The organism is Aeromonas sp. 19NY04SH05-1 (assembly GCF_040581895.1).
Classification (GTDB): domain Bacteria; phylum Pseudomonadota; class Gammaproteobacteria; order Enterobacterales; family Aeromonadaceae; genus Aeromonas; species Aeromonas enteropelogenes.
Genome location: NZ_CP095328.1, coordinates 4,294,357 through 4,320,796 on the forward strand (window position 1 = coordinate 4,294,357; position 26,440 = coordinate 4,320,796).

Annotated in this window: 22 protein-coding genes and 1 tRNA gene; 15 read left to right on the forward strand and 8 right to left on the reverse strand. The window is 60.9% G+C overall.

The annotated features are described in order from the left end of the window. Positions 1 to 97: 97 nt before the first annotated feature. Positions 98 to 1,348, reverse strand: a complete 1,251-nt coding sequence (gene lysA, locus MRK42_RS19820; RefSeq protein WP_201941419.1) for a diaminopimelate decarboxylase — start codon at positions 1,346 to 1,348, stop codon at positions 98 to 100. A 20-nt stretch (positions 1,349 to 1,368) separates the two neighbouring features. Further along, complete coding sequence (locus tag MRK42_RS19825; RefSeq protein ID WP_354688575.1) at positions 1,369 to 1,545, reverse strand: lipoprotein; 177 nt, start codon at positions 1,543 to 1,545, stop codon at positions 1,369 to 1,371. 73 nt (positions 1,546 to 1,618) lie between these two features. On the opposite strand from MRK42_RS19825, the gene cyaY reads away from it, so the two are divergent. Both cyaY and MRK42_RS19835 read left to right on the forward strand, forming a co-directional pair. Beyond that, positions 1,619 to 1,933, forward strand: a complete 315-nt coding sequence (cyaY, locus tag MRK42_RS19830) for an iron donor protein CyaY (RefSeq protein ID WP_026457068.1) — start codon at positions 1,619 to 1,621, stop codon at positions 1,931 to 1,933. 14 nt (positions 1,934 to 1,947) lie between these two features. Continuing rightward, positions 1,948 to 2,601: a carboxylesterase gene (locus tag MRK42_RS19835; RefSeq protein WP_354688576.1), complete on the forward strand. Its 654-nt coding sequence runs from the start codon at positions 1,948 to 1,950 to the stop codon at positions 2,599 to 2,601. An 80-nt stretch (positions 2,602 to 2,681) separates the two neighbouring features. On the opposite strand, the gene MRK42_RS19840 is transcribed toward MRK42_RS19835, so the two are convergent. Continuing rightward, positions 2,682 to 5,201 carry a class I adenylate cyclase gene (locus MRK42_RS19840; RefSeq protein WP_354688577.1) on the reverse strand — a complete coding sequence of 840 codons (2,520 nt, stop codon included), beginning with the start codon at positions 5,199 to 5,201 and terminating at the stop codon, positions 2,682 to 2,684. A 324-nt stretch (positions 5,202 to 5,525) separates the two neighbouring features. On the opposite strand from MRK42_RS19840, the gene hemC reads away from it, so the two are divergent. From hemC to MRK42_RS19860, 4 genes are read left to right on the forward strand one after another with little or no spacing between them, the layout of a single operon-like run. Next, the gene (gene hemC / locus MRK42_RS19845) at positions 5,526 to 6,455 is read left to right on the forward strand and encodes a hydroxymethylbilane synthase (protein WP_216993531.1); all 930 of its coding nucleotides are present in this window, start codon (positions 5,526 to 5,528) and stop codon (positions 6,453 to 6,455) included. After that, on the forward strand, positions 6,452 to 7,186 hold the full coding sequence (locus MRK42_RS19850; protein ID WP_216993530.1) for a uroporphyrinogen-III synthase: 735 nt from the start codon (positions 6,452 to 6,454) through the stop codon (positions 7,184 to 7,186). Before hemC ends, MRK42_RS19850 begins: the two co-directional genes overlap by 4 nt. Continuing rightward, the gene (locus MRK42_RS19855; RefSeq protein WP_354688578.1) at positions 7,183 to 8,232 is read left to right on the forward strand and encodes a uroporphyrinogen-III C-methyltransferase; all 1,050 of its coding nucleotides are present in this window, start codon (positions 7,183 to 7,185) and stop codon (positions 8,230 to 8,232) included. Before MRK42_RS19850 ends, MRK42_RS19855 begins: the two co-directional genes overlap by 4 nt. 10 nt (positions 8,233 to 8,242) lie before the next feature. Further along, positions 8,243 to 9,406 carry a heme biosynthesis HemY N-terminal domain-containing protein gene (locus MRK42_RS19860; protein WP_216993528.1) on the forward strand — a complete coding sequence of 388 codons (1,164 nt, stop codon included), beginning with the start codon at positions 8,243 to 8,245 and terminating at the stop codon, positions 9,404 to 9,406. 69 nt (positions 9,407 to 9,475) lie between these two features. Here MRK42_RS19860 and MRK42_RS19865 read toward each other — a convergent pair whose 3' ends face one another. Then, the gene (locus tag MRK42_RS19865) at positions 9,476 to 9,727 is read right to left on the reverse strand and encodes a YkgJ family cysteine cluster protein (protein ID WP_201941407.1); all 252 of its coding nucleotides are present in this window, start codon (positions 9,725 to 9,727) and stop codon (positions 9,476 to 9,478) included. A gap of 158 nt (positions 9,728 to 9,885) precedes the next feature. Next, the gene (glpX, locus tag MRK42_RS19870; RefSeq protein WP_026457183.1) at positions 9,886 to 10,896 is read right to left on the reverse strand and encodes a class II fructose-bisphosphatase; all 1,011 of its coding nucleotides are present in this window, start codon (positions 10,894 to 10,896) and stop codon (positions 9,886 to 9,888) included. A 219-nt stretch (positions 10,897 to 11,115) separates the two neighbouring features. Between glpX and MRK42_RS19875 the strand changes: the two genes are divergently transcribed. From MRK42_RS19875 to MRK42_RS19895, 5 genes are all read left to right on the forward strand, one after another. Then, a complete protein-coding gene (locus MRK42_RS19875) occupies positions 11,116 to 12,177 on the forward strand; it encodes a porin (protein ID WP_354688579.1) in 1,062 nt (353 codons plus the stop codon). A 326-nt stretch (positions 12,178 to 12,503) separates the two neighbouring features. Continuing rightward, complete coding sequence (gene pbpG / locus MRK42_RS19880; RefSeq protein ID WP_354688580.1) at positions 12,504 to 13,415, forward strand: D-alanyl-D-alanine endopeptidase; 912 nt, start codon at positions 12,504 to 12,506, stop codon at positions 13,413 to 13,415. Positions 13,416 to 13,638: 223 nt separating this feature from the next. Beyond that, positions 13,639 to 14,676 carry an acyltransferase family protein gene (locus MRK42_RS19885; RefSeq protein ID WP_354688581.1) on the forward strand — a complete coding sequence of 346 codons (1,038 nt, stop codon included), beginning with the start codon at positions 13,639 to 13,641 and terminating at the stop codon, positions 14,674 to 14,676. A gap of 221 nt (positions 14,677 to 14,897) precedes the next feature. Further along, positions 14,898 to 16,940 (forward strand): TonB-dependent siderophore receptor, encoded by a 2,043-nt coding sequence (locus MRK42_RS19890; RefSeq protein WP_354688582.1) that lies wholly within the window; start codon positions 14,898 to 14,900, stop codon positions 16,938 to 16,940. Positions 16,941 to 17,001: 61 nt separating this feature from the next. Then, positions 17,002 to 17,625: a PepSY-associated TM helix domain-containing protein gene (locus MRK42_RS19895; RefSeq protein WP_354688583.1), complete on the forward strand. Its 624-nt coding sequence runs from the start codon at positions 17,002 to 17,004 to the stop codon at positions 17,623 to 17,625. A gap of 221 nt (positions 17,626 to 17,846) precedes the next feature. Here the strand turns inward: MRK42_RS19895 and MRK42_RS19900 are convergent. Beyond that, positions 17,847 to 17,932: transfer RNA gene (locus MRK42_RS19900), tRNA-Leu, on the reverse strand. A 143-nt stretch (positions 17,933 to 18,075) separates the two neighbouring features. Between MRK42_RS19900 and MRK42_RS19905 the strand changes: the two genes are divergently transcribed. After that, the gene (locus tag MRK42_RS19905) at positions 18,076 to 18,609 is read left to right on the forward strand and encodes an RDD family protein (protein WP_354688584.1); all 534 of its coding nucleotides are present in this window, start codon (positions 18,076 to 18,078) and stop codon (positions 18,607 to 18,609) included. A gap of 64 nt (positions 18,610 to 18,673) precedes the next feature. Here the strand turns inward: MRK42_RS19905 and lptG are convergent, their stop codons facing one another. Together lptG and lptF are read right to left on the reverse strand one after the other, a co-directional pair. After that, entirely contained in the window at positions 18,674 to 19,744 is a 1,071-nt protein-coding gene (gene lptG, locus MRK42_RS19910; protein ID WP_042025012.1) for an LPS export ABC transporter permease LptG, read from the reverse strand. Positions 19,745 to 20,001: 257 nt separating this feature from the next. Further along, positions 20,002 to 21,114 carry an LPS export ABC transporter permease LptF gene (gene lptF / locus MRK42_RS19915; RefSeq protein WP_026455992.1) on the reverse strand — a complete coding sequence of 371 codons (1,113 nt, stop codon included), beginning with the start codon at positions 21,112 to 21,114 and terminating at the stop codon, positions 20,002 to 20,004. A 172-nt stretch (positions 21,115 to 21,286) separates the two neighbouring features. Here lptF and pepA point away from each other — a divergent pair, with 172 nt between their 5' ends. The 3 genes from pepA (at position 21,287) to MRK42_RS19930 (ending at position 26,355) form a co-directional block, all read left to right on the forward strand. After that, a complete protein-coding gene (gene pepA / locus MRK42_RS19920; RefSeq protein WP_026455991.1) occupies positions 21,287 to 22,795 on the forward strand; it encodes a leucyl aminopeptidase in 1,509 nt (502 codons plus the stop codon). Between the two features lie 174 nt (positions 22,796 to 22,969). Continuing rightward, a complete protein-coding gene (locus MRK42_RS19925) occupies positions 22,970 to 23,425 on the forward strand; it encodes a DNA polymerase III subunit chi (protein ID WP_026455990.1) in 456 nt (151 codons plus the stop codon). Between the two features lie 65 nt (positions 23,426 to 23,490). After that, a complete protein-coding gene (locus MRK42_RS19930; RefSeq protein ID WP_354688585.1) occupies positions 23,491 to 26,355 on the forward strand; it encodes a valine--tRNA ligase in 2,865 nt (954 codons plus the stop codon). Positions 26,356 to 26,440: the final 85 nt, after the last annotated feature.

Here is a 26,440-nt window from a genome sequence, read left to right on the forward strand (position 1 = left end):
GAACCCAAGCTCGACAAACACAGTGAAGTCGTTATCCAAAGCCCCGGCATCCCGAAGAGCGCGAGCTGAGTCACGCTCTTCTGTTCAGGGCACGGCGTCAGGGCACCAGGTGCTCACCACGCCAGAGATCGGCCAACTGTTCACGCTCCCTGATGAGGAACGATTGGGCGCCATCCACCAACACTTCGGCCGCACGGGGACGGGTGTTGTAGTTGGATGACATGGTAAAGCCATAAGCACCGGCGGAACGCACCGCCAGCAGGGAGCCCTCGGCGATCGCCAGGGTGCGCTCCTTACCGAGAAAGTCGCCGGTCTCGCACACCGGGCCCACCACGTCGTACAGCGCGGAGGCATGGCCGGCGCGGCTATCCACCTCGATGATGTTCATCCAGGCGCCGTAGAGGGACGGGCGCAGCATGTCATTCATACCTGCATCGATCAGAGCGAAATTGCGGGTCTCACCCGGCTTGAGGTACTCGACCCGGGTCAGCAGCACGCCGGCATTGGCGACGATGGCACGGCCCGGTTCGAACAACAGGGTCAGGTCGCGGCCGGCCAGCTTCTGCTTGAGCGCCTCGGCATACTCGGTGGGATGAGGTGGCTGCTCGGCGCCATAGTTGACCCCAAGGCCGCCCCCCACGTCCAGGTGATGGATGCGGATACCGTCTGCCGCCAGCTCGTCGATCAGCCGCAGCAGCTTGTCCGCGGCCTCCATAAAGGGATTGAGCTCGGTGAGCTGGGAGCCGATATGACAATCCACCCCGACGATCTCGATGTTGGCCATGGCCGCCGCCTTGCGATAGATGGCGGGGGCCTGTTCGATGGGAATGCCGAACTTGTTCTGCTTGAGGCCGGTGGAGATATAGGGATGAGTGCCGGCATCGATATCCGGATTGACCCGCACCGACACCCGGGCCTTCTTGCCCATGCTGCCTGCCACCCGGTTCAGACGCTCCAGCTCGGCTTCCGATTCCAGATTGAAACAGAGGATCTCTTTATCCAGCGCGAGGCGCATCTCGGCTTCGCTCTTGGCCACCCCGGAGAAGACCACCTTGGCCGGATCGCCCCCCGCCGCCAGTACCCGCGACAGCTCGCCGCCAGAGACGATGTCAAACCCTGAACCCAGGCGGGCCAGCAGATTGAGCAGCGCCAGGTTGGAGTTGGCCTTGACCGCATAGCAGATCAGGTGGGGAATATCGCCGGCCGCCTTGTCGAAGGCGTGCCAGTGACGCTCGAGGGTCGCGCGGGAGTATACGTAAAGCGGGGTACCGTACTGCTCGGCAAGGTGTTGCAGCGAGGTTTGTTCGGCCTGAAGCTGGCCGTCGGCGTCGTAGTTAAAGTGATCCAAGGGGCGGTTCCTTCCTGAATTTAGTGCGGTGCGGCCTCGGTGGCAGCCTCTGAGGTCGCAGGCGGTGCCGTTTGCGGTGTACTCTGGCTCTGGGGCTGCTCGGAGGGCGGCATGTAGAGAGGCCCTTTCAGACCGCAGGCGGCCAACCCGAGAGAGAGAAGAGTGGCAAGCAGACACTTGGTGAACTGGGTAATCATAATGGTTCGCTGCGAAAAAATTTTTGGCCCTCTATAATCGCACTCACATTGTTAAAAGCAACAGGATAAACCGATGAAGGATCACGAGTATCACGCCCTGACCGACGCCTTTTTCCAGTATGTGGAAGACACACTCGACGAGGGGTATCCGGATATCGACTGCGAACGCAACGGGGGCGTCTTGACCCTGTCGTTCGAGAACAAGACCAAGGTCATCATCAACAAGCAGGAGCCGCTGCACCAGATCTGGGTGGCCACCCGCGAGAACGGCTTCCACTTCGAGCTGCAAGGTGAAACCTGGATCGACAACCGCTTCGGTCACGAGCTCAAGGCCCTGCTGAGCCAGGCCTGCAGCGCCCAGGCGGGCGAACCCGTCCAGTTCCCATGATGGCGCAACCTGCCATGATCGATCTCCACCCCGAGGGGGCTCGTCATGCGGTGATCTGGCTGCACGGCCTGGGGGATTCCGGCGCCGGGCTCGCCCCGCTGGTGGATGCCCTGGATCTGCCCGTCGATCTGCCGGTACGTCACCTGCTGCCCGATGCGCCCGAACGCCCCATCACCATCAATATGGGGTACAAGATGCGCGGCTGGTATGACATCAGGAGCTTCGAGGATCCGGCCGAGCGGGCCGTGGAGTCCCATGTGCGCGAATCCGCCGCCCAGATCGCCAGCCTGCTGGACCAGCTGGTGGCCGAGGGGTTTGCTCCCGAGCGGATCGTGCTGGCCGGCTTCTCCCAGGGCGGGGTGATCGCCTCCTTCACCGCCTTGCGTTATCCGGCGACGCTGGCGGGCTTGCTCTGCATGTCCACCTATCTGGCAGTGCCCGATGCACTGGCCGGCGAGATGAGCGAGGCCGCTCGTACCTTGCCGATTTGCTACATGCACGGCATCTACGACGATGTGGTGAGCCTGTCGCTGGGTTGGGATGCCAAGAACCGGCTGGAGGCGGCGGGGCTCTCCCCCGAGTGGCACGAGTACCCCATGCGCCACGAGATCAGCCGACCGCAGCTCGATGACACCCGGCACTGGCTGCTGGCCCGTCTCGGCGCCTGATGGCGAGACACGCCCAATAAAAACGGCCTGCATCAGCAGGCCGTTTTTATTGGTGTCGTGCGATGGGACACTCGCCCATATCAACCCACATCCCGGGTTGGCGGGGTCTGTTCCCGTCCCGTTCCCTGGCTGCGATAGGGGATCACCGCCAGCTCGCCACCCTGCTGCACTATCTCGTAATACTGGGGCAGGTTGAAGTTGATGAACTGGCCATCGTCGCTGAAGCGCTCGTGGCTGGAGGTATAGAAACGGTTGACCCCGGTCACCAGCTCATCCTTGTTGCCGGCAAAGTGCTGGTACACCTCCACCCTGTTCGCCTCATCCAGGATGTAGATATTGGTACCCGCATCCCGGGTATCGAAGAAGAACTGCACCAACCCCTCGCTGGCATAGGCATCGACGATGCTTGGCAGATGCTGGCTGTGGGTCTTGTCGAGCCGTAGCGGCAGGTGATCCAGCTTGTTGTGGGAGATGTGGCGGTAGAAGTCGATGGCGTTTTCCAGCTTCTTGACCGACACGCCGCGCCGCTCGAAGAAGATGCCGTACTTCTCCTTACCCAGCGCCATGGTCTTGACCAGTTGCTGCTTGTCGCGGGCGAGTCGTAGCTCGATGCACTCCGCCACCAGACTCTGGAAGCGGGAGCGAACCAGGGAGCGGAAGTGCTGGCTGTAGCAGAACACCTCGATCATCTCGGGGGCGGCGGCATCCTGGTGCATCTTGCCGAGAATGGTGGTGAGAGCGTCCACCACGGCCTCGTCGCCCTGGAAATGCAGGGTACGGATCTCGCTCCAGGAGTTGCGATAGACCAGATCCACCGAGCCCACCAGACACTCCTGATTGCGGCCAAAGGAGAAGACATCCACCGTATTGGCGTCGAACTCGATCACCTGTCCCACCCAGTGACTGGAGGGATCCACTTCCAGGTTCAGGAAAATGGATAACTGGCGGATCTCGCAGGGGCGACTGAGGGCCAGGTTGGTGGCGAGCGGATACTTCTCGGGGAAGCAGCCGGAGAGATCGCGACAGAACTGGTGCAGGTTGTCGATGTGCAGATCCGAACCCTGATTGAACAGGTGCACCCGGGATTGCGGCGTCAGCAGATCGTTGAAATAGGCCCAGGCCACCAGCTTGCTGATGTAGCTGTTGAACTCAAGCGGCGCCCGCCCGATGATATCCACCGGCTCCAGCGAATGCTTGTAGAGGTACCAACCGGCACGATTGAGGCGGCCGTGGGGCACCTGCACGAAGCTGAGATCCGGCTCGCTCAAGTCCGGCGCTATCTTGAGGTTCACCCGCTGCACCTTGCCCGGCAGACTCTCGAACGCGGCATAGAGCTTGCGCGACAAGATGCCGATGTCTTCCGGGTTGATCGACTCGCTGATGTTGTTGCGCCGGGCGAACTGGATCAGGTTGCGATAGCTCAGCATCAGGGCTTCCAGCAACTCGGCGTGGGCTATCTTGACCTCTTCGACCTTCCACTCATGGCGATGGTCCAGCTGATACAGCTTCTCGTGACTCCATCCCCAGTAGGCCACCAGCTGACTCATCTGTTCACGACGCCAGTCCGGCGAATGCTCCTCTTTGGGATGGCTGAGGCCATCGCACACCTTGAGGTAGAAGCAGCGGCGCACCAGATCGAGCCGGGCCATGTCGCCGATGGACTTGAGGTAGTTGGTCACCTTGTCCAGCATCAGGCAGTAGTTGTCGAGCCGGTAGTGCATCCCCTCGTTGTGCTGGAACCAGTCGCGACCGATCACCGACAACAGACGGGTATTGGGATACTCGTGGGAGTAGGCCTCCATCAGCACCGACTTGAGCACCGCCTTGTAGGGGGAATCGATCCCCTTGTAGAGCTGCCACAGGGCCGAGCCGAAGTACTCCTCGGCCGGAATCCGGTTGAAACTGCCCAAATCGAGCCAGTCATCCTGATTGAGCTGACCGCTTTCAAACAGACCGTTGACGTACTCGTCGTAGTGATCGTCGTATTCGGCAGGCACCAGATACCAGAGCAACCGCTTGCCCGCGATCATCATGGCACTGCGATAGAACTCGTCGAGCAGCAGCAGGTGCTGGGCACTGCCGCAGCTCTCCCCCTGCACCTGGGCATCGTTGCGCTGGCGGAACTTGTCTTCGGGGATCAGGAAGAAGTTGAGATCGACCCCCCGCTGCTCCGCCCATTTCGACAGGTGCTGACACTTGAGCTCCAGCAGAGCGAGTCGCTCACTCGACAGACCGGCCACATGGCAGACCCAGATATCGAGGTCCGAGTGACAACACTGGCCGATGGACGAGGTGCTGCCCATGGAGTAGAGCCCCTGGATCGACTTGTCATGGGTGGCGAGGCCATTCTGGCAGTTGGCGTTCTGGCAGAGATCCTGGATGAAGGCCTGCTGGGCCTCGTTGGCAGTAAAACTCCAGATACCATGGGGCACATCACCCGCCACATAACCGGGCAGCAGGGGGTGATTGAAGTGCAGCATGACGGGTAACAGCTGGAAGACCTGCTGTCCGTAGCGACTCATGAGACCTAACGCCCGTTGCGTCTTGAGACGATTTAGTCCGTCATAACGCGCCACCAGCGTATCGAGTTTTGCCAGCAATGACCTGCCTATATCGAGATGGGAAATGACGCACCAAAATGGGGAGACGTCAAAAAAGTGTGATCATGTTAACAATGCAAACAGCAGTGGTAAACAAGCCCGCATGTAATCCCGGGATTATTTATTAGATGTCGCTAAACAGTATCAGGAGAAAACAATAAATTAATTAATATTCAAATGTTTAGAATGCACAACCAACTTAATGAAAATCATTTTCAGCGGTCCTTTTTGAGCTTGCCCCCGCTTTTGGCGGCTCCGCCATGAAAGCCCGGGCAAAGGGTGGTAATATCGATTTCCTTCATAAAGATAAAACAACTGATTGATATGGCAGCCCGAACCCTGAAAATTGCCACTCGCAAGAGCCCATTGGCCCTGTGGCAGGCCAACTTCGTCAAAGACCGGCTGGAAGCCCTCTATCCCGAGCTAAGGGTCGAGCTGGTTCCCATGAGCACCCAGGGCGACAAGATCCTGGATACCCCGCTCGCCAAAGTCGGCGGCAAAGGGTTGTTCGTCAAGGAGCTGGAGACTGCCATGCTGGAAGGACGTGCCGACATCGCCGTCCACTCCATGAAAGACGTGCCGGTGGAGTTCCCGGAGGGGCTCGGCCTGCACACCATCTGCGAACGGGAAGATCCCCGCGATGCGTTTGTCTCCAACCGTTTTCAGGCCATCGACGAGCTGCCGCAGGGTGCTGTGGTCGGTACCTCCAGCCTGCGCCGCCAGTGCCAGTTGCGCGCCGCCCGCCCGGATCTGGTGATCCGCGACCTGCGCGGCAACGTCAACACCCGCCTCGCCAAGCTGGATGCCGGCGAATACGACGCCATCATCCTGGCCGCCGCCGGCTTGAAACGGCTTGAGATGGATCACCGTATCACCGCCTTCATCGAACCGGAGCAGAGCCTGCCGGCCAATGGCCAGGGCGCGGTCGGCATCGAGTGCCGCCTCGACGATCATGAACTGCACGCCCTGCTGGCACCGCTCGAGCACAGTGAGACCCGCGCCCGGGTGCTGACCGAGCGCGCCATGAACCGCGCCCTGCAAGGGGGCTGTCAGGTGCCTATCGGTGCCTATGCGCTGGTGGAAGGAGAGCAGATTTGGCTGCGGGGCCTGGTGGGTAGCCCGGATGGTACCCGGGTGATCCGCGACGAGATCCATGGCGCCGTGAGCGACGGGGAAGCCCTGGGTGAACAGTTGGCCCAGCGCCTGCTGGCTGCCGGTGCCGACGTCATCCTGGCCGAGGTCTACCGTACATGATCCCGCTGGTGGTGCGCCCGGCCGCCCAGGCCACCGAGCTGGAGCAGTTGCTGCGCCAGCACGGTCACGCACCGCTTTGCTGCCCGCTGCTGGAAACCGTGGCGGGTAGCGACCTCCCTCGCCTGCCCGAACTGCTGGCACAGGCAGACATCGTTATCGCCGTCAGCATTCATGCCGTTCATTTTGCTCACGATTTTTTGTTGCAAACTGGTCTGACCTGGCCACATATTGAGTACTTTGCGGTCGGCCAGGCCAGTGTGGATGCGTTCGCCGAGGCGGGCATCAGTGCAAGTTGCCCGCACGATCCCCGCAGCGAGGGGCTGCTGGCCCTCCCTGCCCTGCAGCAGGTAAGCGGCAAGCGGGTGCTGATCCTGCGTGGCAATGGCGGGCGGGATCTCATTGCCAGCACGCTGGCCTCACGCGGTGCTCTGGTGCACTATTGTGCAACCTATGAACGGCATTACCCCGACTTTGACGGGGAAACATTGACGCGCCACTGGCAGGCAGCCGGGCTGGACAGCCTGCTCATCACCAGTGGCGAATTGTTGCAACGGCTGCTGGCGCTGGTTCCCGCACGTCAGCACCCCTGGCTTTTTGACCGCCATCTGGTGGTCCCCAGCCCCCGCGTGGCCGAGATGGCCAGTGCTGCGGGCTTCATCCATATCACGATTGCCCAAGGTGCATCCAACCAGGCCCTGATGGCCGCACTGGAACTGAGGAAGATGGAATGACAGAACAACAAGAATCCCAGGTGACCCCACAGCCGGCCGCTGCGGCCAATGGCAGCAAGAACCGCTCCGGTGCCGTGCTGGGTAGTATTGCCATCCTGCTGGCGCTTGGCCTGACCGGCGGCCTCTATCTGCACGGCCACAAGAATGCGGTCGCCCAGCAGGCCGAGCTGGCCCAGCTCAAGCAGCAGCTGGCCAGTGCCATCAGCAAGATTGACCAGAGCAGCAACAAGGATGCCGAACAGCTGACCGCCCTTGAACAGACCCAGCAGCGCTTGCAGGGCGAAATGCAGGGGCTGCAGAACCGGGTGCTGGATCTCAACGACAAGCGTCCCAACGACTGGATGCTGGCCGAATCGGAATACCTGGTGCGCATGGCCGGCCGCAAGCTGTGGCTGGAGCATGACCTCGTCTCCGCCATCACCCTGCTGGGCAACGCCGACGAGCGCATCGCCGCCCTCAACGATCCCAGCCTGATGCCGATCCGCAAGGCGCTGGCCGAAGACATCGCCAAGCTCAAGGGGATGCCGCGCATCGACCGCGAGGGGCTGACCCTCAAGCTGGCCGCTCTCTCCGATCAGATCGAGCTGCTGCCCCTCTCCACCGTCAGCATGCCGGAGGCGAAAGCCGAACCGGATCAGGCGGTCAGCACCAATCCGGATGAGTGGGAAAGCAACCTGAAGAAGAACTGGGTCAAGTTCACCGAGAATTTCATCACTATCCGCCGTCGCGATGGTGCCGTGGAGGCCCTGCTCTCCCCGCAACAGGAGATCTTCCTGCGGGAAAACCTCAAGACCAAGCTGCTGCAGGCCCAGCTCGCCGTTTACCGCGAGCAGCAGGCACTCTATGAAGACAGCCTGGACAAGGCCCAGCGCTGGCTAAACCAGTATTTCGACACCGAACACAGCGCCACCCATTACATGCTGGGCGAGATCGACAAGCTCAAGGGTGAACAGATCCAGTTCGACTATCCGGATCAGTTCAAGACCCAGGCCATGCTGGAACAGGTGCTGACCGAGCGTCTGCAACGCATTCTGGCCAGCAACTGAGGAGGGCACCATGATCCGTATAATCATTCTGGTTGCCGTGATGGTCGCAGGGCTGATGTTTGGTCCGGAAGCCTCGGGTAACAAGGGCTATGTGCTGATTGCCCTTGGCAACTACACCATCGAATCCTCCGTCACCAGCGCGGTGATCCTGGCGATCCTCTTCTACGGCGCCCTGCTGCTGCTGGAGTGGATCCTGGGCCGGGTATTCGGTCTGCGCCGCAAGACGCTGGGCTGGTATGGCTCCCGTCGTCGTCGCAAGGCCAACCAACAGACGGTGGCCGCCACTCTGGCGATGGCCGAAGGCCAATACAGCCAGGCCGAGAAGTTGCTCATCAAGGGCGCCAGCAACAGCGACACCCCGCTGCTCAACTACCTGAGCGCCGCCAAGGCGGCCCAGGCCAGGGGTGACGATGCCCGCCGCGACCAGTATCTGCAAAAGGCTCAGGAGGAGAACCCCAAGGCCGAGCTGGCACTGACCCTGACCCAGACCCAACTACAGATCGAACAGGGCCAGTACGACACCGCGTTGGCGACCCTGGAGTCCGTCTATGCCCTCAATCCGCGCCACCCCATGGTGCTGGATCAACTGCGCCAGGTACACCAGGCGCGCCAGGACTGGAGCGCTCTATGCGACCTGATCCCAGTGTTGCACAAGGTCGGCAAACTGACGCCCAAGCAGGAAGAAGATCTGCTGCAACAGGCCTGGAGTGGCCGCCTGCAGCAAGCCGCCGAGTCCCTCGATACCCTGAAGGCGACCTGGCAGGAGCTGCCCCGTAAACTGCGCCTGGAGCCCGAGCTGCTGGTGCGCTACGGCGACATGCTGTGCCAGCTGGGTGCCGATGGCGAGGCAGCCACCCTGTGGCAGGAGGCACTGCGCAAACAGGCCATGCCGCAGCTGCTGGCTCGACTGCCCAGGCTCAAGCTCGACAACTACCAGCCGCTGCTGGCGCAACTGCAGAAAATGCAGGGCCAGCCCGAGGTCGACACCGCGCTGGCCCAGCTCTACCTGCTGTCCGGCCAACTGGACGAGGCCCAGAAGCTGCTGGAACAGGAGGTGGCCCGGGCTCCGAGCGCTGCCGCTTACCATGCCCTGGGTCAGCTGATGGACAAGCGTCGCCTCACCAACAAGGCCAACGAGTACTACCGTCAAGCCCTGGCACTGGCCGGGATCTGATCGGCCAAGAGCAACGCAAGAGGCCGCATAATGCGGCCTCTTTCTTTTATCTGCGACTCTGTTCAGAACTCAGTTCGTCAACCGCTCCAGCTCGCCGATCAGCCAGATGGCCTCGGCCCTGTGGCTGCCGCACACATCCGCCATCGGGCGAAATCCACCGCACACGGCAGGGCGCTCCGGCGACTCGAAGATCTTGCAACCCAGATGCTCGTCGAGCTGCACGCAAGGCACCCCGGCCGGCTTGCCGTCAGGCATGCCCGGAATCGCGCTGCTGATGCTGGGGGCGATGCAACAGGCAGCGCAACCGGCACGACACTCCATATCACCACCTCCCGTGGCCGTTAACCCGGCACCATGCCAACTGGTCCGTGCCGCCACCATAGCCCAAGCCGATCGACAAGAGTAGCGGCCAGACATGAAAAAGCCCGATCGTTCGACGATCGGGCTTGCAGCAAACCAGTCGGCTCAATGCATCAGCATCACAGAATGATGTCGCGCACCACGCTGTCTTTGCGCTCAAGGTAATGGATCGACTTGATGCGACGGATGGTACGGGACTTGCCGCGGATCAGCAGGGTCTCGGTGGTCGCCATGATGCCGTCGCTGGTGATGCCTTCCAGCAGATCACCCTTGGTGATGCCGGTAGCGGAGAAGATGACGTTGTCATTCTTCGCCATGTCTTCCAGCTTGAGCACCTTGTTCACGTCGATGCCCAGGGCTTCGCAGCGGGCAATCTCCTGCTCGCCCAGCTCGCGCACGTCCGGGCTGTCGCCCTTGACCCGGTGACGGGGCACCAGGCGAGCCTGCATATCACCATCCAGGGCACGGATCACCGCCGCGGAGATCACCCCTTCCGGCGCGCCACCGATGCCGTACAGCATGTCGACTTCGCTATCCGGCAGGCAGGTGAGGATGGAGGCGGCCACGTCGCCGTCGGGGATGGCGAACACCCGCACGCCCAGCCCCTGCATCTCCTTGATGGCCTTGTCGTGACGCGGCTTGGCCAGGGTAATGACGGTCAGGCGGGAGAGCGGCTTGCCCAGCGCCTTGGCCACGGCCTTGAGGTTCAGCTCGAGAGCCTGATCCAGATCGATCACGCCCTTGGCCTTGGGCCCGACGATCAGCTTTTCCATGTACATGTCGGGGGCCTTGAGGAAGGAGCCCTTGTCACCGACCGCCAGCACCGCCAGCGCATTGGCCTGCCCCATGGCGGTCATGCGGGTGCCCTCGATGGGGTCGACCGCGATGTCCACCGCGTCACCGTGACCCGTGCCCACCTTCTCGCCGATGTAGAGCATGGGTGCTTCATCGATCTCGCCTTCGCCGATCACAATCTCACCATCGATCTCGATCTGGTTGAGAATGTGGCGCATGGCCGCAACGGCCGCCCCGTCAGCGATATTTTTGTCACCACGTCCGAGCCACTTGTAGCCAGCCAGTGCTGCCGCTTCCGTCACTCGGGAAAACTCGATTGCCAGTTCACGTCTCATCGCATATCCAACCTATGGAGCTCGAAAAACGGGCGGCATTCTACCACAAGGGCAAACCTTTGCGCATAAAAGTGGCGCCTATGCCACGAAAAGGGGGTGATTCATCCAGGTGACATCAAACTGACACCGCCTCTTCATCTCTTCGTCACCTCGCTGTCACGCCGCCTCTCTAGCATGGCCCCGTCTTTCAAACAAAAGCTTGCAACACAAGGGATTAAGATGAAAAAGCTGACTGTAGTGGCCATGGCGCTGACCGCCACGTTCCAGGCTCAAGCCGTTGAAGTGTATAAAAACGACACCACCATGGTGGATCTGTATGGCCGCATCTATGCCGGCCACTTCTTCGGGGACAAGAAGGAAGGTGTCGACGCCACCAACCCGAACGGCACCAAGGATTACAGTGCCAAGCAGGGCGCCAACCAGTTCGTGCGCTTCGGCGCCAAGGCCGAGACCCAGATCAACACGGGTCTGAAGGCGCTGGCCCAGTACGAAGTACAGATGTATATCAACGACAGCGAGAAGACCATCAGCGAAAACTCGGACAACCTGCGCACCCGTCTGGCCTTTGCCGGGGTGGGGGCTGACTGGGGCAGCGTCACCTTCGGTCGCCAGAAGGGGGCACCTGGCTTCCTGGCCGACTGGACTGATGTTTCCCTCTCCGATGGCTATGGCAACGATGCGCTGGGCGCCAAGACCGATACCTTCGCCACCAACCGCGCCGGCTCGGTGCTGAAATACTCCGGTCTGTTCAACGGCTTCCAGATCGATACCAGCTACAAGTTCGATGGCGGTGACACCGAAGAGACCACCAGCAAGGATAGCGATGCCGCCTATGGCGCTGCCCTGGCCTACACCTTCCCGTTCAATCTGTCGCTGGGTACCGCCTACAACGTCGGCCTGCGTGACAAGAGCGGCGAAGAGGATGCCAAGCTGTGGCTGATCTCCGCCAAATTCGACAACAAGGCCGCCTATGCCGCCCTGAGCTATGCCGATGGCAGCGACTTCCTGGCCACCGGCACCGACCACACCGGCTGGGAAGCCGCACTGGGCTACAACTTCGAAAACGGCTTCGGTCTAATGGCCCTGTGGAACAAGCAGGAGCAGGACAAGGCCGGCACCAAGAAGGACAACGTGGACTACTACACCCTGGGCGCCCAGTACAAGTTCAACAAGAACCTGCGGGTGATCGGCGAGTACCGCATCAACAACCTGGACAGCGTGGCCAACAAGGCGACCGCCAACCAGGATGACTTCCAGCTGGCGGCCCGCTACGACTTCTGATCGAGCCTCCCGGCATCAAGCGCGATGGCCTGCCATCGCGCTTTTTATTGCGCGGCATTTATCTAAGCACCCTCTCGTCCCTCTATCCGGCTCCTTGCCAAAAACTCTTCCTTTTCAGCAATACCGCCAGTGACCGCAAGAGCATCATGAGGTCCCTTTTTCGCATCCTTTCTGCCAAAAAAAGACTCACTAAAATCCGTCCAAACCCTGAACGGACGGCTTAAAGCAGTAAATTGTCAGGATCAAGGCAAGAAGCATTGTGAAGCGTCAATTCGCGACATATAACTTAGCGAGTTATCCCTGAATTTCGTCCGGTAGAGCAGATCATGATGATGCGTTCCCTCCTCCCCCTGTTGCTTGGCGCAGCGATGCTGCCGGCCACTATGGACAGTGCCCATGCCAACCCTTTTTCCGCCAGCGGTCACGGTAACGGCGGCTTTCTCGAACGACGGGACATTCCCAACCTCAGTTCGGCCGCCTTCGTGGTGGCCAACCACAGAACCGGCGAGGTGATCTCCGAGCGCAATGGCAACCGGGTCATGCCCATCGCCTCCCTCACCAAGCTGATGACCGCGCTGGTGGTGCTGGATGCGAACCAACGGCTCAACGAGACGTTGACGGTCACCAATGCCGACATAGACCGCATCAAGGGCACGGGCTCACGACTGGCCATCGGCACTCGCCTCAGCCGGGCCGAAATGCTGCACATCGCCCTGATGTCGTCAGAGAACCGCGCCGCCTCGGCCCTCGCCCGCCACTATCCGGGAGGGCAGCGCGCCTTTATCGAGGCGATGAATGCCAAGGCCCGCATGCTGGGGATGTGGAACACCCGCTACGCCGACAGCACAGGCCTCAATCCGCGCAATGTCTCTACCGCCCAGGATCTCGCCAAGCTGGCCGTCGCCGCCTCCGCCTATCCACTGATCCGCCAGTATTCCACCGACGATCAGAGCTATGTGCGTACCAACAAGCGCCAGCTGCACTACCTCAATTCCAACCGACTGATCCGCGAGGGGCAGTGGGAATTCACCCTCTCCAAGACCGGTTATATCCGCGAGGCGGGCCGCTGCCTGGTGCTGGGGACCAGGGTCAATCATGAACCCGTGATCATGGTGTTGCTCAATGCCGAAACCACCAATGACAGGGTTGCCGATGCCAAGCGGATCAGAACCTGGCTGGAGACCTCGGGCCGCACCACGCTGGCCTCCAACAGCAATGCCATGTTGAGCAACCAATAAGATCCCCATGACGACATCAGGAAGCGAGGCAAATGCCTCGCTTTTTCATGCCTGACGCTCGCCCCAAGACGGGATCCGGGTCTCGTCACGGGGGACACCAGCCCCCTTCAGGTTACAAAACGTAACGACTCAACAACGAGACTCACACTAGTAAAATCAACTGGTTGAAAATATGGAGCGGCTCTTTTAGCGTACCGGCACAACCCTGTGACGCCGAGCAAACATGCGAATATCCAGTATCGAGTGCGGGCGGGTGCTGGCCATCCTGGCCGTGATGACCATCCATGTCTCTCCCTTCGCCCATCCGTTCAACCCCGACCTGTGGGGGAGCGCTCCCTATCCCTGGCTCAGCGCACTCATCAACCAGTTGTGCCGCTTCGCCGTGCCCCTGTTCTTCCTCTGCGCCGGTTATTTCCTGCAACCCAAGCTGACTGGCACCGCACCGCTGAGCGTGGCCTGGCGCTACTGCCGCCCCCTGCTGCTGCTCTGGCTGGCCTGGAGCCTTCTCTATCTGCTGCTGCCGTTCAATCCTGTGGAGGCCGTCAATCAGGGCTATCTGGCGTCCCTGCGCGGGCAGTGGCAATTCCAGCTCGGCGATCCCCTCAACGACTGGCTGGTCGGCGGCATGATCCACCTCTGGTTCCTGCCCGCTCTGGTGTTGGCCGTGGGCATTCTGGCGCTGTGCCAGTGGCTGGGCAAACCGACGCTGGCACTCTATTTAGGCGCCCTGCTCTATCTGCTGGCGCTGCTGGGCGGTTCCTATGCCAAGCCCTTGCTGGGGGCCGAGTGGCCCATCCTGACCCGCAACGGCCCTTTCTTCTCCCTGCTGTTCGTCGCTCTGGGGGCCCGGCTGCGCGCGCGAGCCTGGCAACCCACGACCCGGATGAGCCGCCGACTGTTGGCCATGGGGCTGGGGCTCTATGCGCTGGAGGCTATCGCCCTCAATCAGCTGGCGCAGGTACCGCTCACTCGCCACGATTTTCTGCTCGGTTCCGTGCCCTGGGCTCTCGGTCTGTTTGGCCTGCTGCTGGCCAACCCGGATTGGGGACGTGGCAGCTGGCTGGAACGCCAGGCCCCCAAGGTGCTCGGGCTCTATTGCCTGCACATGATCCTGGTGGTGTGGCTGTTCGTATTCGGCCCGCAGGAGGCGTCCCTCCTGTGGGAGATCACCAAGGTGCCGCTGCTGCTCGGTGCTTCTCTGCTGGCCTATGGACTGTTCTCCAGCAACGTATTCACCGCCCGCTTGCTGCATATCCGTTGACCCTCGGCATCCGGCCTCCTGCGCAGGGGGCTGGATGCACCTTTCCTTTTTATCCACTCATCTCGCCCTTCGTCGGACGCCCCCGCTATCTCCCCAAATTCACTTGCCACACAAATGAAAATCAATATCATTGCGATCCCATTTATGTGGGTCAAAATTAATTACAACTAAATCAACAAGTTCAGGCCGTTCGGTCGACATTTAGAGAATCAACATTGAACATGCAGCACCCTCATTTTCGCAGAACCCTGGTTTCGCTGGCTCTGTTTGGCTCGGCGTTTCAGGCTCAGGCCGCCGATGAAACCCTGACAGTGGTAGGCAAACGCACCCAGCATCAAGAGGTAGCCACCGCCACCCGCACCAATACCCCGGCCAAGCTGGTCCCCCAGACCATCGACAGCGTCTCGGCCAGCGAGCTGACCGCCTTTGGCCAGCCCACCCTGAGCGAGGCCCTGAGCGGCATTCCCGGGGTCAACGCCAGCGGCGACACCCGCTTCGACAGCGTCAATATCCGTGGCTTCAGTGCCAGCAACGACTTCTATCTCGACGGTTTTCGCGATGACATGCAGTACACCCGGGATCTCGGCAACATAGAGCGGGTAGAGGTCCTCAAGGGGCCGGCGGCCGTGCTCTACGGCCGTGGCAGCACGGGGGGCATCATCAACCGGGTCAGCAAGACGCCGCAGAAGGGACAGGCATCCAGCGTCACCGCCAGGGTGGGCAGCTTTGACAGCCAGCGTCTGGCCGCTGACCTCAACGGAGAAGCGAGCGAGCGGGTGCAGCTGCGCCTCAACCTGGCCCAGGAAGATACCGACAGCTTCCGCGATGGTGTGGAGGGCAAACGCACCCTGCTGGCCCCCTCTGCCAACTGGGAGATCAGCGACAACCTGAACTGGCTGGTGCAATACGAGCGCAACGAGCATGATCGCACCCCGGATCGCGGCATCCCCGGCGTCAACGGCCGCCCGGCCGATGTGCCGCGGGAGTTCGTCTACAGCGACACCAGCCGCGACTTCATCGACGACGTGGCGCAATCCACCCGCTCCCGCCTCACCTGGGATATCAACGAACAGTGGCAACTGCGCCAGCAACTCGGCTACAGCACCCTCGACAGCCAGTTTGACAACACCTATGTCACCAGCGTGAAAGGGGACAAGGTGACCCGCGCCCGCTGGCAGCAGGATCTGCAGGCCAGGAGCCTCATCAGCAACACCGAAGCGGAAGGCCAGCTGCAGACTGGTCCCGTCGGCCATCGTCTGCTGGTCGGCCTGGAACAGAGCTGGCAGGAGCGCACCCCCAAGCTCTACCAGAATGCGACCCCCATCCCGGTGGGCAGCCTTTACCATCCATCGGCCCTGCCCCGCCATGACGGCGCCATGAAGCTAACCAGCGATGCCAGCCACAAGGTGCGCGGAGTCGGCCTCTATCTGCAGGATCAACTCACCCTGGGCGACTGGCATCTGGTCGGTGGCCTGCGCCGTGACGACTTTACCGTCACCAGCCGCCGCAACGACCTCAACAAGGAAGAGACCCGCTCGGTCACCAGCCTGAGCCCGCGTTTGGGACTGGTATGGAATCCTCTCGAGGAGCACGCCTTCTACGCCTCCTACAGCAAGACGTTCACCCCCGTGGGTGGCGAGCTGATTGGGCTGACGCCGGGAGACCAGAACAACAACCTGGATCCCCAGAACACCCGCCTCTATGAGAGTGGCGTGAAGAGCGACTGGCTGGATGGCCGCCTGGCAACCACCCTCTCCCTCTACCGGCTGGAGATGTACAACAAGCGCAGCAAGGATCCGCAAGATCCCACCAAAGTGATCCTCACCGGTCTGCAACGCACCGAAGGTGTCGAACTGAGCGCCCATGCCCGCCTGACGGACGAGCTCTATCTGCGGGGCGGCGTCGCCATCCAGGATGCCGAGCAGGTCAAGGCAGACGCGGATCTGCAAGGCAAGCGTCCGAGCAACGTCTCACGCCAGAATGGCCAACTGTTTGTCGGCTATCAAAGCGGCAAGCTGGGCTGGTTCGGCGAAACCGGGGTGACGGCCGTGGGTGATCGCTTCGCCGACAACGCCAATACCACCACCCTGCCCGGCTATGCCCGCTTCGATGCCCGTGTTGGCTATCGCTGGCAGCAGTGGGAGGCCCAGCTGAGTGCCGAAAACCTGACCGACCACGACTACTTCGTCAGCGCCACCAGTGCCAGCCAGATCATGCCGGGCACGCCGCGCCAGCTGCACCTGACCGGCAGCTATCGTTTCTGATCCCATCACTCAGACCCACTGGCCGGCGTATGCTGGCCAGTTTTTTATGACGCGCCACACCATGAAACGACACCGACTTCCCCTTCATAACAACAAATGGGTGCGCCGCCTGCATGCCTGGGCCGGCTTTTTCACCCTCACCCTGATGCTGATCTACGGCCTCACCGGCCTCTGGTTGCAACACAGGGCCGTCCTGCCCATTCCGGGCCCCCATACCGAGAAGTCGAGCGAAGAGATAGCACTGGACGCGCCGCTGACCAGCCCGGAGGCGTTGCAAGCCCTGCTGCGCCAGCGTTATCCGGATGGCTTTGACGAAGGGCGCGCCATGATCACGCCGGTCCAGACCCTGCCCACCCCGACCGGCTTGCTCATCCTGCCCGCCCGCTGGGAGATGCGCGCGGTCACCCTCACCCAAAGCGTCGCCGCCAGCTATGTGGAAGGTACCCTGTTGGTGCGCACCGAATGGCAGCAGGCCAACTTTGCCGCCAGCCTCAACCGGCTGCATCGGGGCATGGGCACCGGCCTCGGCTGGCAGCTATTTGGCGATCTGGCCGCACTGGCCCTGCTGCTGCTCGCCCTCACCAGTCTGTTTATGTGGACCAAGCTCCATGGCAAGCCCGGGAGCCTCGTCCTGATGACGCTGGCCGGCACACTCGGTACCCTGCTGTTTGCTCTGCTGGGTTGATGATCGTGAAAAAAGATATAGTGACCGGATATAGAGAGTAAATGTCGCTATTTATCGGTTATTCGAGGAGCGATGCAGGAAATACGAAAGGTGGGGATAACGGGATAACGGGATAACGGGATAACGGGATAACTCACCATGGTGCTGGCGGCACGGAACAAACGCGGAGCACAAAAAAACAAAAGGCCATCATTGCTGATGGCCTTTTGTCATGAATTTGATGGTGCCCGGGGTCGGACTCGAACCGACACGGTTATTCACCGGCGGATTTTGAATCCGCTGCGTCTACCGATTTCGCCACCCGGGCAACTGCGGGGAATTATACGAATGGCGCGATACCATGCAAGGTGTTTTTCTATTGCCCGCACCTATTTGTTCATTTATTCAACGCCTTGCCGATACAGGATCAGTTACATAGAATGCCGCCATCATCTTAATGGAATAAAAACGATGGCCAAGCGCAAACAAGTCCAACAAACGCCCCCCTCTTCCACTACACCAGGCTACCCGTCTGCCGGGTTGCTGCGCCGTCTCGGCGCCCTGATCTATGACGCTCTGGTGGTGACCTCCCTGCTCATCATTGCCGGCTTTATCGGCATGGCGGTGGCCAAATTATTGCTGGTGACCGGCATGGCCAGCGTGCCGGCGGGAGAAGATTCCCTCTGGTTGCTGACCCGCCACCGCTACAGCCTGATCTACACCCTCTGGCTCGCCTTCGTCATCTGCGGCTTCTACACCTGGTTCTGGACCCGCGCCGGCCAGACCATCGGCATGCGCGCCTGGCGTCTGCGCATCCAGAATGAAGATGGCAGCAACATTCGCATCACCCAGGCGCTGATCCGCCTCGCCACAGCCGCCTTCGGTCTTGGCAACCTGATGTGCCTGTTCAACCGCAAGGAGCCGCGTGCCTTCCAGGATATCTGGGCCGAATGCAGGGTCGTGGTGCTGGACAAACAGGCCAACCTGGAGCTGCTGAACAAGTAATTCACACCGGCAGCAACGAAAGAGGGCACCCGATGGGTGCCCTCTTTGCATTTCAAACAGCGAGTTACTGCTTGCGACTGAGGATGTAGAAGGAGATGCCACCAAACAGCAAACTGGGGGCCACGGCCGCCAGAATAGGGGGCACCGAATAGACCAGGCTGACGGGGCCAAACACCCGATCGCTCACGTAGACGGCGAAGCCGGTCATGATCCCCATCAGCATCCGTGCCCCCATGCTCACCGAGCGCAGCGGGCCGAAAATGAAAGAGGAGGCCAGCAGGATCATCGCCACCACGGAGAGAGGTGACAGCAGCTTGCGCCACAGCTCCAGCTTGTAGCGACCGGCATCCTGCTTGTTGGCATCCAGATAGCCGATATAGTCCTGCAAACCGGAGACCGAGAGGTTCTCCGGATCGACACTCACCACCCCCAGCTGCTTGGGCGTGAGTTCGGAGCGCCACTCCATCTTCTCATGCTGCTCGCTCTGGATCCGGGTCGGGTCATCGAAACGGGTCACCTGCGTCTGCTTGAGCAGCCAGTGGTGTTGCTCGAACACCCCTTCCTGCGCCTGGATGACGTCGATGAGCTTGCGATCCGGAGTGAAGCGATAGAGGGTGATGCCGGTCAGGGCGCCATCGTTGCGCACCCCGTTGATATTGACGAAGTTGTTGCCATCGCGAGCCCAGACGCCATAGGCCGAAACCGTCAGGCGCCCTTCCGACAGGGCTCCTGCCTTGATGTCATCCGCCATCCGCTTGGCGATGGGCGCCACGTATTCGCCCATCAGGCCCACCACTATCATCAGCGGGATGGCCGTCTTGAGCGCCGCCATGACGATGCTGATCTTGGAGCGACCCGCCGCCTGCATCACCACCAGCTCTGAGCTGGTAGCGAGCTGGCCCAGACCAATCAGACCGCCCAGCAGGGCCGCCAGCGGGAAGAAGAGCACGGCCTCTTTCGGCATGGAGAGCAGCACAAAATAGAGCGCATTGACCATGTCGTAGTTGCCGTCCCCAACCGACTTGAGCTGCTCTACATACTTGATGAGCGCAGCCAGACCGACCAGGGTCACTTCGCACAGCAGGATCGACATGAAAATGATCCGGCCGATATATCTGTCGAGAATGCCAAACATCAGCAGAGACTCCCCTGTTGTAGCATCATGCTGATTTTTCCCTCAAATACAGGCGCATAGAGCGGGTGCGACATCAAAGTGATCCGGTCGCCATGTCTGTCGAGAATACCAAACATCAGCAGAGACTCCCCTGTTGCAGCATCATGCTGATTTTTCCCTCAAATACAGGCGCATAGAGCGGGTGCGACATCAAAGTGATCCGGTCGCCATGTCTGTCGAGAATGCCAAACATCAGCAGAAGTTCCTATGTTGCAGCATCATGCTGATTTTCTTTTGAAATACTGCCCCTTCACCCGGTTCCACCAGCTGGTGCCCTGCAGGTTGAGAGGCAGGCCGATGAACAGCAGGTAGGCGAGCGGCACCAGGAACATCCCGGGCCAGTAGGGCAGACGGCCGCTGTCGATGGCCGAACGGGCGGCACTGAGCAGCAGGAAATAGGAGAGATAGAGCAGGATGGCCGGCAACAGCTTGGCATAGCGTCCCTGACGCGGGTTGACCCTGGCCAGCGGCACCACCAGCAGGGTCAGCACCGGAATGGAGAGGGGCAGCGAGATGCGCCACTGCAGCTCCGCCATCAGGCTGTTGTCCTGGGTCCCCAACAGCTCCACGGTCGCCTTGGCGGCCGCCTTGCGATTGGAGTGTTCCATCTCCTGCTGACGGACGACCAGCCCATACTCGCGAAAATCGGAGATCTGGAACTGCTTGCCGGAGAAGTGCCCCTCGTAACGGGAACCATCCTTCAGAGTCAGCCATTGCAGCCCGTCATCATCAACGCTCACCACACCTTCGTCCGCAACGACCACTGAAGGAGGCTTGTTCCCCTCAGCCCGTTGCAACACGAAGACTTTCTGCAACTTGGAGCCGTTTTCGTTCAAATCCTGGATGTAGGCAACCAGCCGCCCCTTGTCGAGCTCCATGAAACGACCGGCCTGCAGGAAGGAAACCCCGGGATCGGCCTTGAATTCATCGATCACCTGGTACTCGCGCTCCTTGGCCAAGGGGGCTACCCAACCGGTATTGAAGGCGGCCACGGCGGCGGTCAGCAGCGCCAGCAACATGGCGCTGCGCATCACGAAACGGTGGCTGAAACCCACCGCATGCATCACTGTCATCTCGCTTTCTGCGTACAGACGACCGTGGGCAAACAAGATGGCTAAAAACAGGCTGATTGGCAGCATCAACAAGGCCATGTTCGGCAGGTTGAGCAGCAGCAGGGTGGAGACCAGGCGCGTCGGCACCTCACCATCGGCGGCATCGCCAATGATCTTGATGAATTGTTGGCTGACAAAGATAAGCAGCAATACGAATAACACTGCCAGCTGGGTTTTCAGGGTTTCCCTGAACAAATATCGGAAAACGATCACAGTCATTCCCAAGTAAACTTGTGTTTTTAGTCGAATGCCTGAAAAATAGGGCCGTATACTGGATTTTTACCAGTTTGAACTGCGGAGCCAGTGGCTGTTCGCTCCGCCTCTGATACCCCAACAAGCACCGCATTATTCAATAAAAGGTGCCTTTTGTCTTTAGGATGTAGGAGATTCCATGGAGTTCAGTGTAAAGAGTGGCAGTCCTGAGAAGCAACGCAGTGCCTGCGTCGTCGTCGGCGTCTTCGAACCCCGTCGTCTCTCTCCGGTTGCCGAACAACTGGACAAGATCAGCGATGGCTACATCAGCTCGCTGCTGCGCCGTGGTGACCTGGAAGGGAAACCGGGTCAAATGCTGCTGCTGCATCAAGTTCCGGGCGTGCTCAGCGAACGTGTGCTGCTGGTGGGCTGTGGTAAAGAACGCGAGCTCGACGAGCGCCAGTACAAGCAGATCATCAACAAGACCATCACCACCCTGAACGAAACCGGCTCCATGGAAGCGGTCTGCTTCCTGACCGAGCTGCACGTCAAGGGTCGGGATACCTATTGGAAGGTGCGCCAGGCGGTGGAAACCACCAAGGCGGGCCTCTACAGCTTCGATCAGTTCAAGACCAACAAGGCCGAACCCCGTCGCCCGCTACGCAAGCTGGTGTTCAACGTGCCGACCCGTCGCGAGCTGACCATAGGCGAAAAAGCCATCGCCCACGGTCTGGCCGTGGCGAAAGGGGTGCGGGTCTGCCGCGACGTGGCCAACATGCCGCCCAACGTCTGCAACCCGGCCTATCTGGCCTCCCAGGCCCGTCGTCTGGCCGATGCCTTCGACAACATCACCACCAAGGTGGTGGGCGAGCAAGAGATGGCCGAGCTCGGCATGAACTCCTACCTGGCGGTGGCCCGCGGCTCCGAAAACGAAGCCATGATGGCTATCATCGAATACAAGGGCCATCCGGATGCCAAGCCCATCGTGCTGGTAGGCAAGGGGTTGACGTTTGACTCCGGCGGCATCTCCATCAAGCCGGCGGACGGCATGGACGAGATGAAGTACGACATGGGCGGCGCCGCCTCCGTGCTCGGTACCATGCACGCCCTGGCCCAGCTGCAGTTGCCCATCAACGTCATCGGCGTGCTGGCGGGCTGCGAGAACATGCCGGGTGGCAACGCCTATCGTCCGGGTGACATCCTCACCTCCATGTCCGGCCAGACCATCGAAGTGCTCAACACAGATGCGGAAGGCCGTCTGGTACTGTGCGATGCCCTCACCTATGTCGACCGTTTCGAGCCGGATACCGTGATCGACGTGGCGACCCTGACCGGTGCCTGCGTCATTGCCCTGGGTCACCACACCTCGGGTCTACTGGCCAACCACAACCCGCTGGCTCACGAGCTGCTCAACGCCTCCGAACAGGCCGGTGACCGAGCCTGGCGCCTGCCCCTGTTCGACGAGTATCAGGAGCAGATCGACAGCCCGTTTGCCGACATGGCCAACATCGGCGGTCGTCCGGCTGGCACCATCACAGCAGCCGCCTTCCTGTCGCGCTTCACCAAGAAGTACAACTGGGCCCACCTGGATATCGCCGGGACCGCCTGGAAGAGTGGCAAGGAGAAGGGTTCCACCGGTCGTCCGGTGCCCCTGCTGACCCAGTTCCTGCTGAACCGGGCCGGCGTGGATATCGAAGAGAAAGAGTAGGTCTCCTGCCCCATCTGATGCGTGCATCAATGGGGTTGGCGTTACCCCGAACCACAAGGAAGAGGCCCGCCTCTTCCTTGTTTCATTCTTGTGTCAGTGAGCCGCCGACAGGACAATGCCCTGTCAGCCTCGGCGACGGTCAATTTTCCGTCACCGCAAAACGGGATCCACCTGATGAGTCAAGTGACTTTTTACCTGATGAGCGAACAGGATGACGAGCGGGGCAGTGCCGTCGAGCGATTCGTCTGCCAACTGGCGGCCGACTCCTGGGGCGCGGGCCACCTCTACCTGTTCTGCGATGACGAGGCCCAGGCCCTGCGCCTGGACGAACTGCTGTGGCAGCTGCCGCCGGATCGCTTCGTGCCGCACCAGCTGCAGGGCGAGAGCGGCCAGGCACCGGTGGAGATAGGCCACCAGCCGCCGAAGCGGCGCTACGCCCGCCTCGTCAATCTGGCCAGAGAGACACCTTTGTTTGCAGGACACTTCGCTCAAGTGGTAGATTTTGTCCCCACTGACGAAACGCAAAAGCAGCAAGCCCGCGAGCGCTACAAGCACTATCGCCAGGCGGGCCACACCCTCGAGATGAGGGATCAGCCCGTCCTTGCCGCACCGGATCCGGCGCAGCCCTGACTGCGCCGCCTGTGATCCACGACGAATCAACACCAGAATCCATCCATCCAGAATACGGCGAGACCATGGAAAAGACTTTTAATCACAACGCCATCGAACAGGCGCTCTACCAGCACTGGGAATCTCAGGGCTACTTCAAGCCCCACGGCGATACCAGCAAAGACTCCTTCTGCATCATGATCCCGCCGCCGAACGTCACCGGCAGCCTGCACATGGGTCACGCCTTCCAGCAGACCCTGATGGACACCCTGATCCGCTACAACCGCATGCAGGGCAAGAACACCCTGTGGCAGGCGGGTACCGACCACGCCGGTATCGCCACCCAGATGGTGGTTGAGCGCAAGATCGCCGCAGAAGAGGGCAAAACCCGTCACGATTACGGCCGTGATGCCTTCATCGACAAGATCTGGCAGTGGAAGGAAGAGTCCGGTGGCACCATCACCCGCCAGATGCGCCGTCTGGGCGACTCCGTGGACTGGGAGCGCGAGCGCTTCACCATGGATGAGGGGCTCTCCGCCGCCGTGCAGGAAGTGTTCGTCCGTCTCTACGAAGATGGCCTGATGTACCGCGGCAAGCGCCTGGTGAACTGGGATCCCAAGCTCAACACCGCCATCTCCGATCTGGAAGTGGAAAACCGCGAGATCAAGGGCCACATGTGGCACTTGCGTTATCCGCTGGCCAACGGCGCCAAGACCGCCGAGGGCAAGGATTACCTGATCGTCGCCACTACTCGTCCGGAGACCATGCTGGGTGACACAGCGGTCGCCGTGAACCCGGAAGACCCGCGCTACAAGGCGCTGATCGGCCAGCACATCCTGCTGCCGCTGGTGAACCGCCTGATCCCCATCGTCGCCGATGAGCACGCCGACATGGAGAAGGGCACCGGCTGCGTGAAGATCACCCCGGCCCACGACTTCAACGATAACGAGGTCGGCAAGCGCCACAGCCTGCCGATGATCAACATCTTCACTCTGGACGCCCACGTGCGTGCCGAGGCCGAAGTGGTCGACACCAACGGCAACCCCTGCACTGCCTACGACGCCGCCCTGCCGGCCGAGTTCGCCGGTCTGGAGCGCTTCGCAGCCCGCAAGGCGATCCTGGCCAAGCTGGACGAGCTGGGCCTGCTGGACGAGATCAAGGATCACGTGCTGCAGCAGCCTTATGGCGATCGCGGTGGCGTGCCCATCGAACCGATGCTGACCGACCAGTGGTACGTACGCGTGGCGCCCATGGCCAAGACCGCCATCGAAGCCGTCGAAGATGGCCGCATCCAGTTCGTGCCCAAGCAGTACGAGAACATGTACTTCTCCTGGATGCGCGACATTCAGGACTGGTGCGTCTCCCGCCAGCTGTGGTGGGGTCACCGCATCCCGGCCTGGTATGACGATGCCGGCAACGTCTACGTTGGCCGCAGCGAAGACGAAGTGCGCGCCAAGCACAGCATCCCGGCCGTAACCGTGCTGCGTCAGGACGAAGACGTGCTCGACACCTGGTTCAGCTCCGCTCTGTGGACCTTCTCCACTCTGGGCTGGCCGAACAATACCGAGGCACTCAAGACCTTCCACCCGACCGACGTGCTGATGAGCGGCTTCGACATCATCTTCTTCTGGATTGCCCGGATGATCATGATGACCATGCACTTCATCAAGGACGAAAACGGCCAGCCGCAAGTCCCGTTCAAGACCGTCTACATCACCGGCCTTATCCGTGACGAAGAGGGCCAGAAGATGTCCAAGTCCAAGGGCAACGTGCTGGACCCGCTCGACATGATCGACGGTATCTCGCTGGAAGATCTGCTGGAGAAGCGCACCGGCAACATGATGCAGCCGCAGATGGCCGAGAAGATCGCCAAGCGCACCGCCAAGCAGTTCCCGGAAGGGATCGATGCCCACGGTACCGACGCCCTGCGCTTCACCCTGGCGGCGCTGGCCTCTACCGGTCGTGACATCAACTGGGACATGAAGCGCCTGGATGGCTACAACAACTTCTGCAACAAGCTGTGGAACGCCTCCCGCTATGTGCTGATGAACACCGAAGATCAGGATTGCGGCTTCTCTTCGCAAGGTAATGGTGGCGAGATGCAGTTCAGCCTGGCGGATCGCTGGATCCAGTCCCAGCTGCAAGTGGCCATCCGTGACTTCCGTACCGCCCTCGATACCTACCGCTTCGACATCGCAGCCGGTGTGTTGTACGAATTTATCTGGAACCAGTTCTGTGACTGGTATCTGGAGCTGACCAAGCCGGTGCTGACCAAGGGTTCCGAGGCCGAGCAGCGCGCTGCCCGCCACACCCTCGTGACTGTGCTGGAGACCCTGCTGCGTCTGGCGCACCCGATCATCCCGTTCATCACCGAGACCATCTGGAAATCGGTCGCCCCGCTGGCCGGCGTACACGCCGACACCATCATGATTCAGGCCTTCCCGGAGTTCGACGCCGCCAAGGTGGACGAAGCCGCGATGGCGGATCAGGAGTGGGTGAAGGAGTTCATCGTCAGCATCCGCAACATCCGCGCCGAGATGAACGTGGCACCGAGCGTGCCCCTCAACGTGCTGCTCAAGTGCGATACCAAGGACGCCCAGCGCGCCGCAGAAAACGAGGCCTTCCTCAAGTCGCTGGCCCGTCTGGAATCCATCCGTGTGCTGGCGGACGGTGAAGCCGCGCCCCTGTCGGTGAAGAAGCTGATCGGTGCCACCGAGCTGATGATCCCGATGGCCGGTCTCATCGACAAGGATGCCGAACTGGCCCGTCTGGCCAAAGAAGTCGCCAAGCTGGTCGGCGAGTGCGGCCGCATCGAAGGCAAGCTCGGCAACGAGGCCTTCGTCGCCAAGGCGCCGGAAGCGGTCATCGCCAAGGAGCGCGAGAAGCTGGAAGATTACCGTCTCCAGCTGACCAAGCTGGAAGCCCAGCAGGCCGAAATCGCCGCCCTGTAAGTCGACCCGTCCGGTCTCGAAAAGCCCCCTGCCAAGGGGGCTTTTTTATTTGTGCTGCGTTGGCACACCCTTTGCTGAGTGTTGC

Coding starts and splice junctions, on each gene's coding strand:
- MRK42_RS19825 (WP_354688575.1), bottom strand. CDS start 1,545: ATGATTACCCAGTTCACCAAGTGTCTGCTTGCCACTCTTCTCTCTCTC.
- cyaY (WP_026457068.1), top strand. CDS start 1,619: ATGAAGGATCACGAGTATCACGCCCTGACCGACGCCTTTTTCCAGTAT.
- MRK42_RS19835 (WP_354688576.1), top strand. CDS start 1,948: ATGATCGATCTCCACCCCGAGGGGGCTCGTCATGCGGTGATCTGGCTG.
- hemC (WP_216993531.1), top strand. CDS start 5,526: ATGGCAGCCCGAACCCTGAAAATTGCCACTCGCAAGAGCCCATTGGCC.
- MRK42_RS19850 (WP_216993530.1), top strand. CDS start 6,452: ATGATCCCGCTGGTGGTGCGCCCGGCCGCCCAGGCCACCGAGCTGGAG.
- MRK42_RS19855 (WP_354688578.1), top strand. CDS start 7,183: ATGACAGAACAACAAGAATCCCAGGTGACCCCACAGCCGGCCGCTGCG.
- MRK42_RS19860 (WP_216993528.1), top strand. CDS start 8,243: ATGATCCGTATAATCATTCTGGTTGCCGTGATGGTCGCAGGGCTGATG.
- MRK42_RS19865 (WP_201941407.1), bottom strand. CDS start 9,727: ATGGAGTGTCGTGCCGGTTGCGCTGCCTGTTGCATCGCCCCCAGCATC.
- glpX (WP_026457183.1), bottom strand. CDS start 10,896: ATGAGACGTGAACTGGCAATCGAGTTTTCCCGAGTGACGGAAGCGGCA.
- MRK42_RS19875 (WP_354688579.1), top strand. CDS start 11,116: ATGAAAAAGCTGACTGTAGTGGCCATGGCGCTGACCGCCACGTTCCAG.
- pbpG (WP_354688580.1), top strand. CDS start 12,504: ATGATGATGCGTTCCCTCCTCCCCCTGTTGCTTGGCGCAGCGATGCTG.
- MRK42_RS19885 (WP_354688581.1), top strand. CDS start 13,639: ATGCGAATATCCAGTATCGAGTGCGGGCGGGTGCTGGCCATCCTGGCC.
- MRK42_RS19890 (WP_354688582.1), top strand. CDS start 14,898: ATGCAGCACCCTCATTTTCGCAGAACCCTGGTTTCGCTGGCTCTGTTT.
- MRK42_RS19895 (WP_354688583.1), top strand. CDS start 17,002: ATGAAACGACACCGACTTCCCCTTCATAACAACAAATGGGTGCGCCGC.
- MRK42_RS19905 (WP_354688584.1), top strand. CDS start 18,076: ATGGCCAAGCGCAAACAAGTCCAACAAACGCCCCCCTCTTCCACTACA.
- lptG (WP_042025012.1), bottom strand. CDS start 19,744: ATGTTTGGCATTCTCGACAGATATATCGGCCGGATCATTTTCATGTCG.
- lptF (WP_026455992.1), bottom strand. CDS start 21,114: ATGACTGTGATCGTTTTCCGATATTTGTTCAGGGAAACCCTGAAAACC.
- pepA (WP_026455991.1), top strand. CDS start 21,287: ATGGAGTTCAGTGTAAAGAGTGGCAGTCCTGAGAAGCAACGCAGTGCC.
- MRK42_RS19925 (WP_026455990.1), top strand. CDS start 22,970: ATGAGTCAAGTGACTTTTTACCTGATGAGCGAACAGGATGACGAGCGG.
- MRK42_RS19930 (WP_354688585.1), top strand. CDS start 23,491: ATGGAAAAGACTTTTAATCACAACGCCATCGAACAGGCGCTCTACCAG.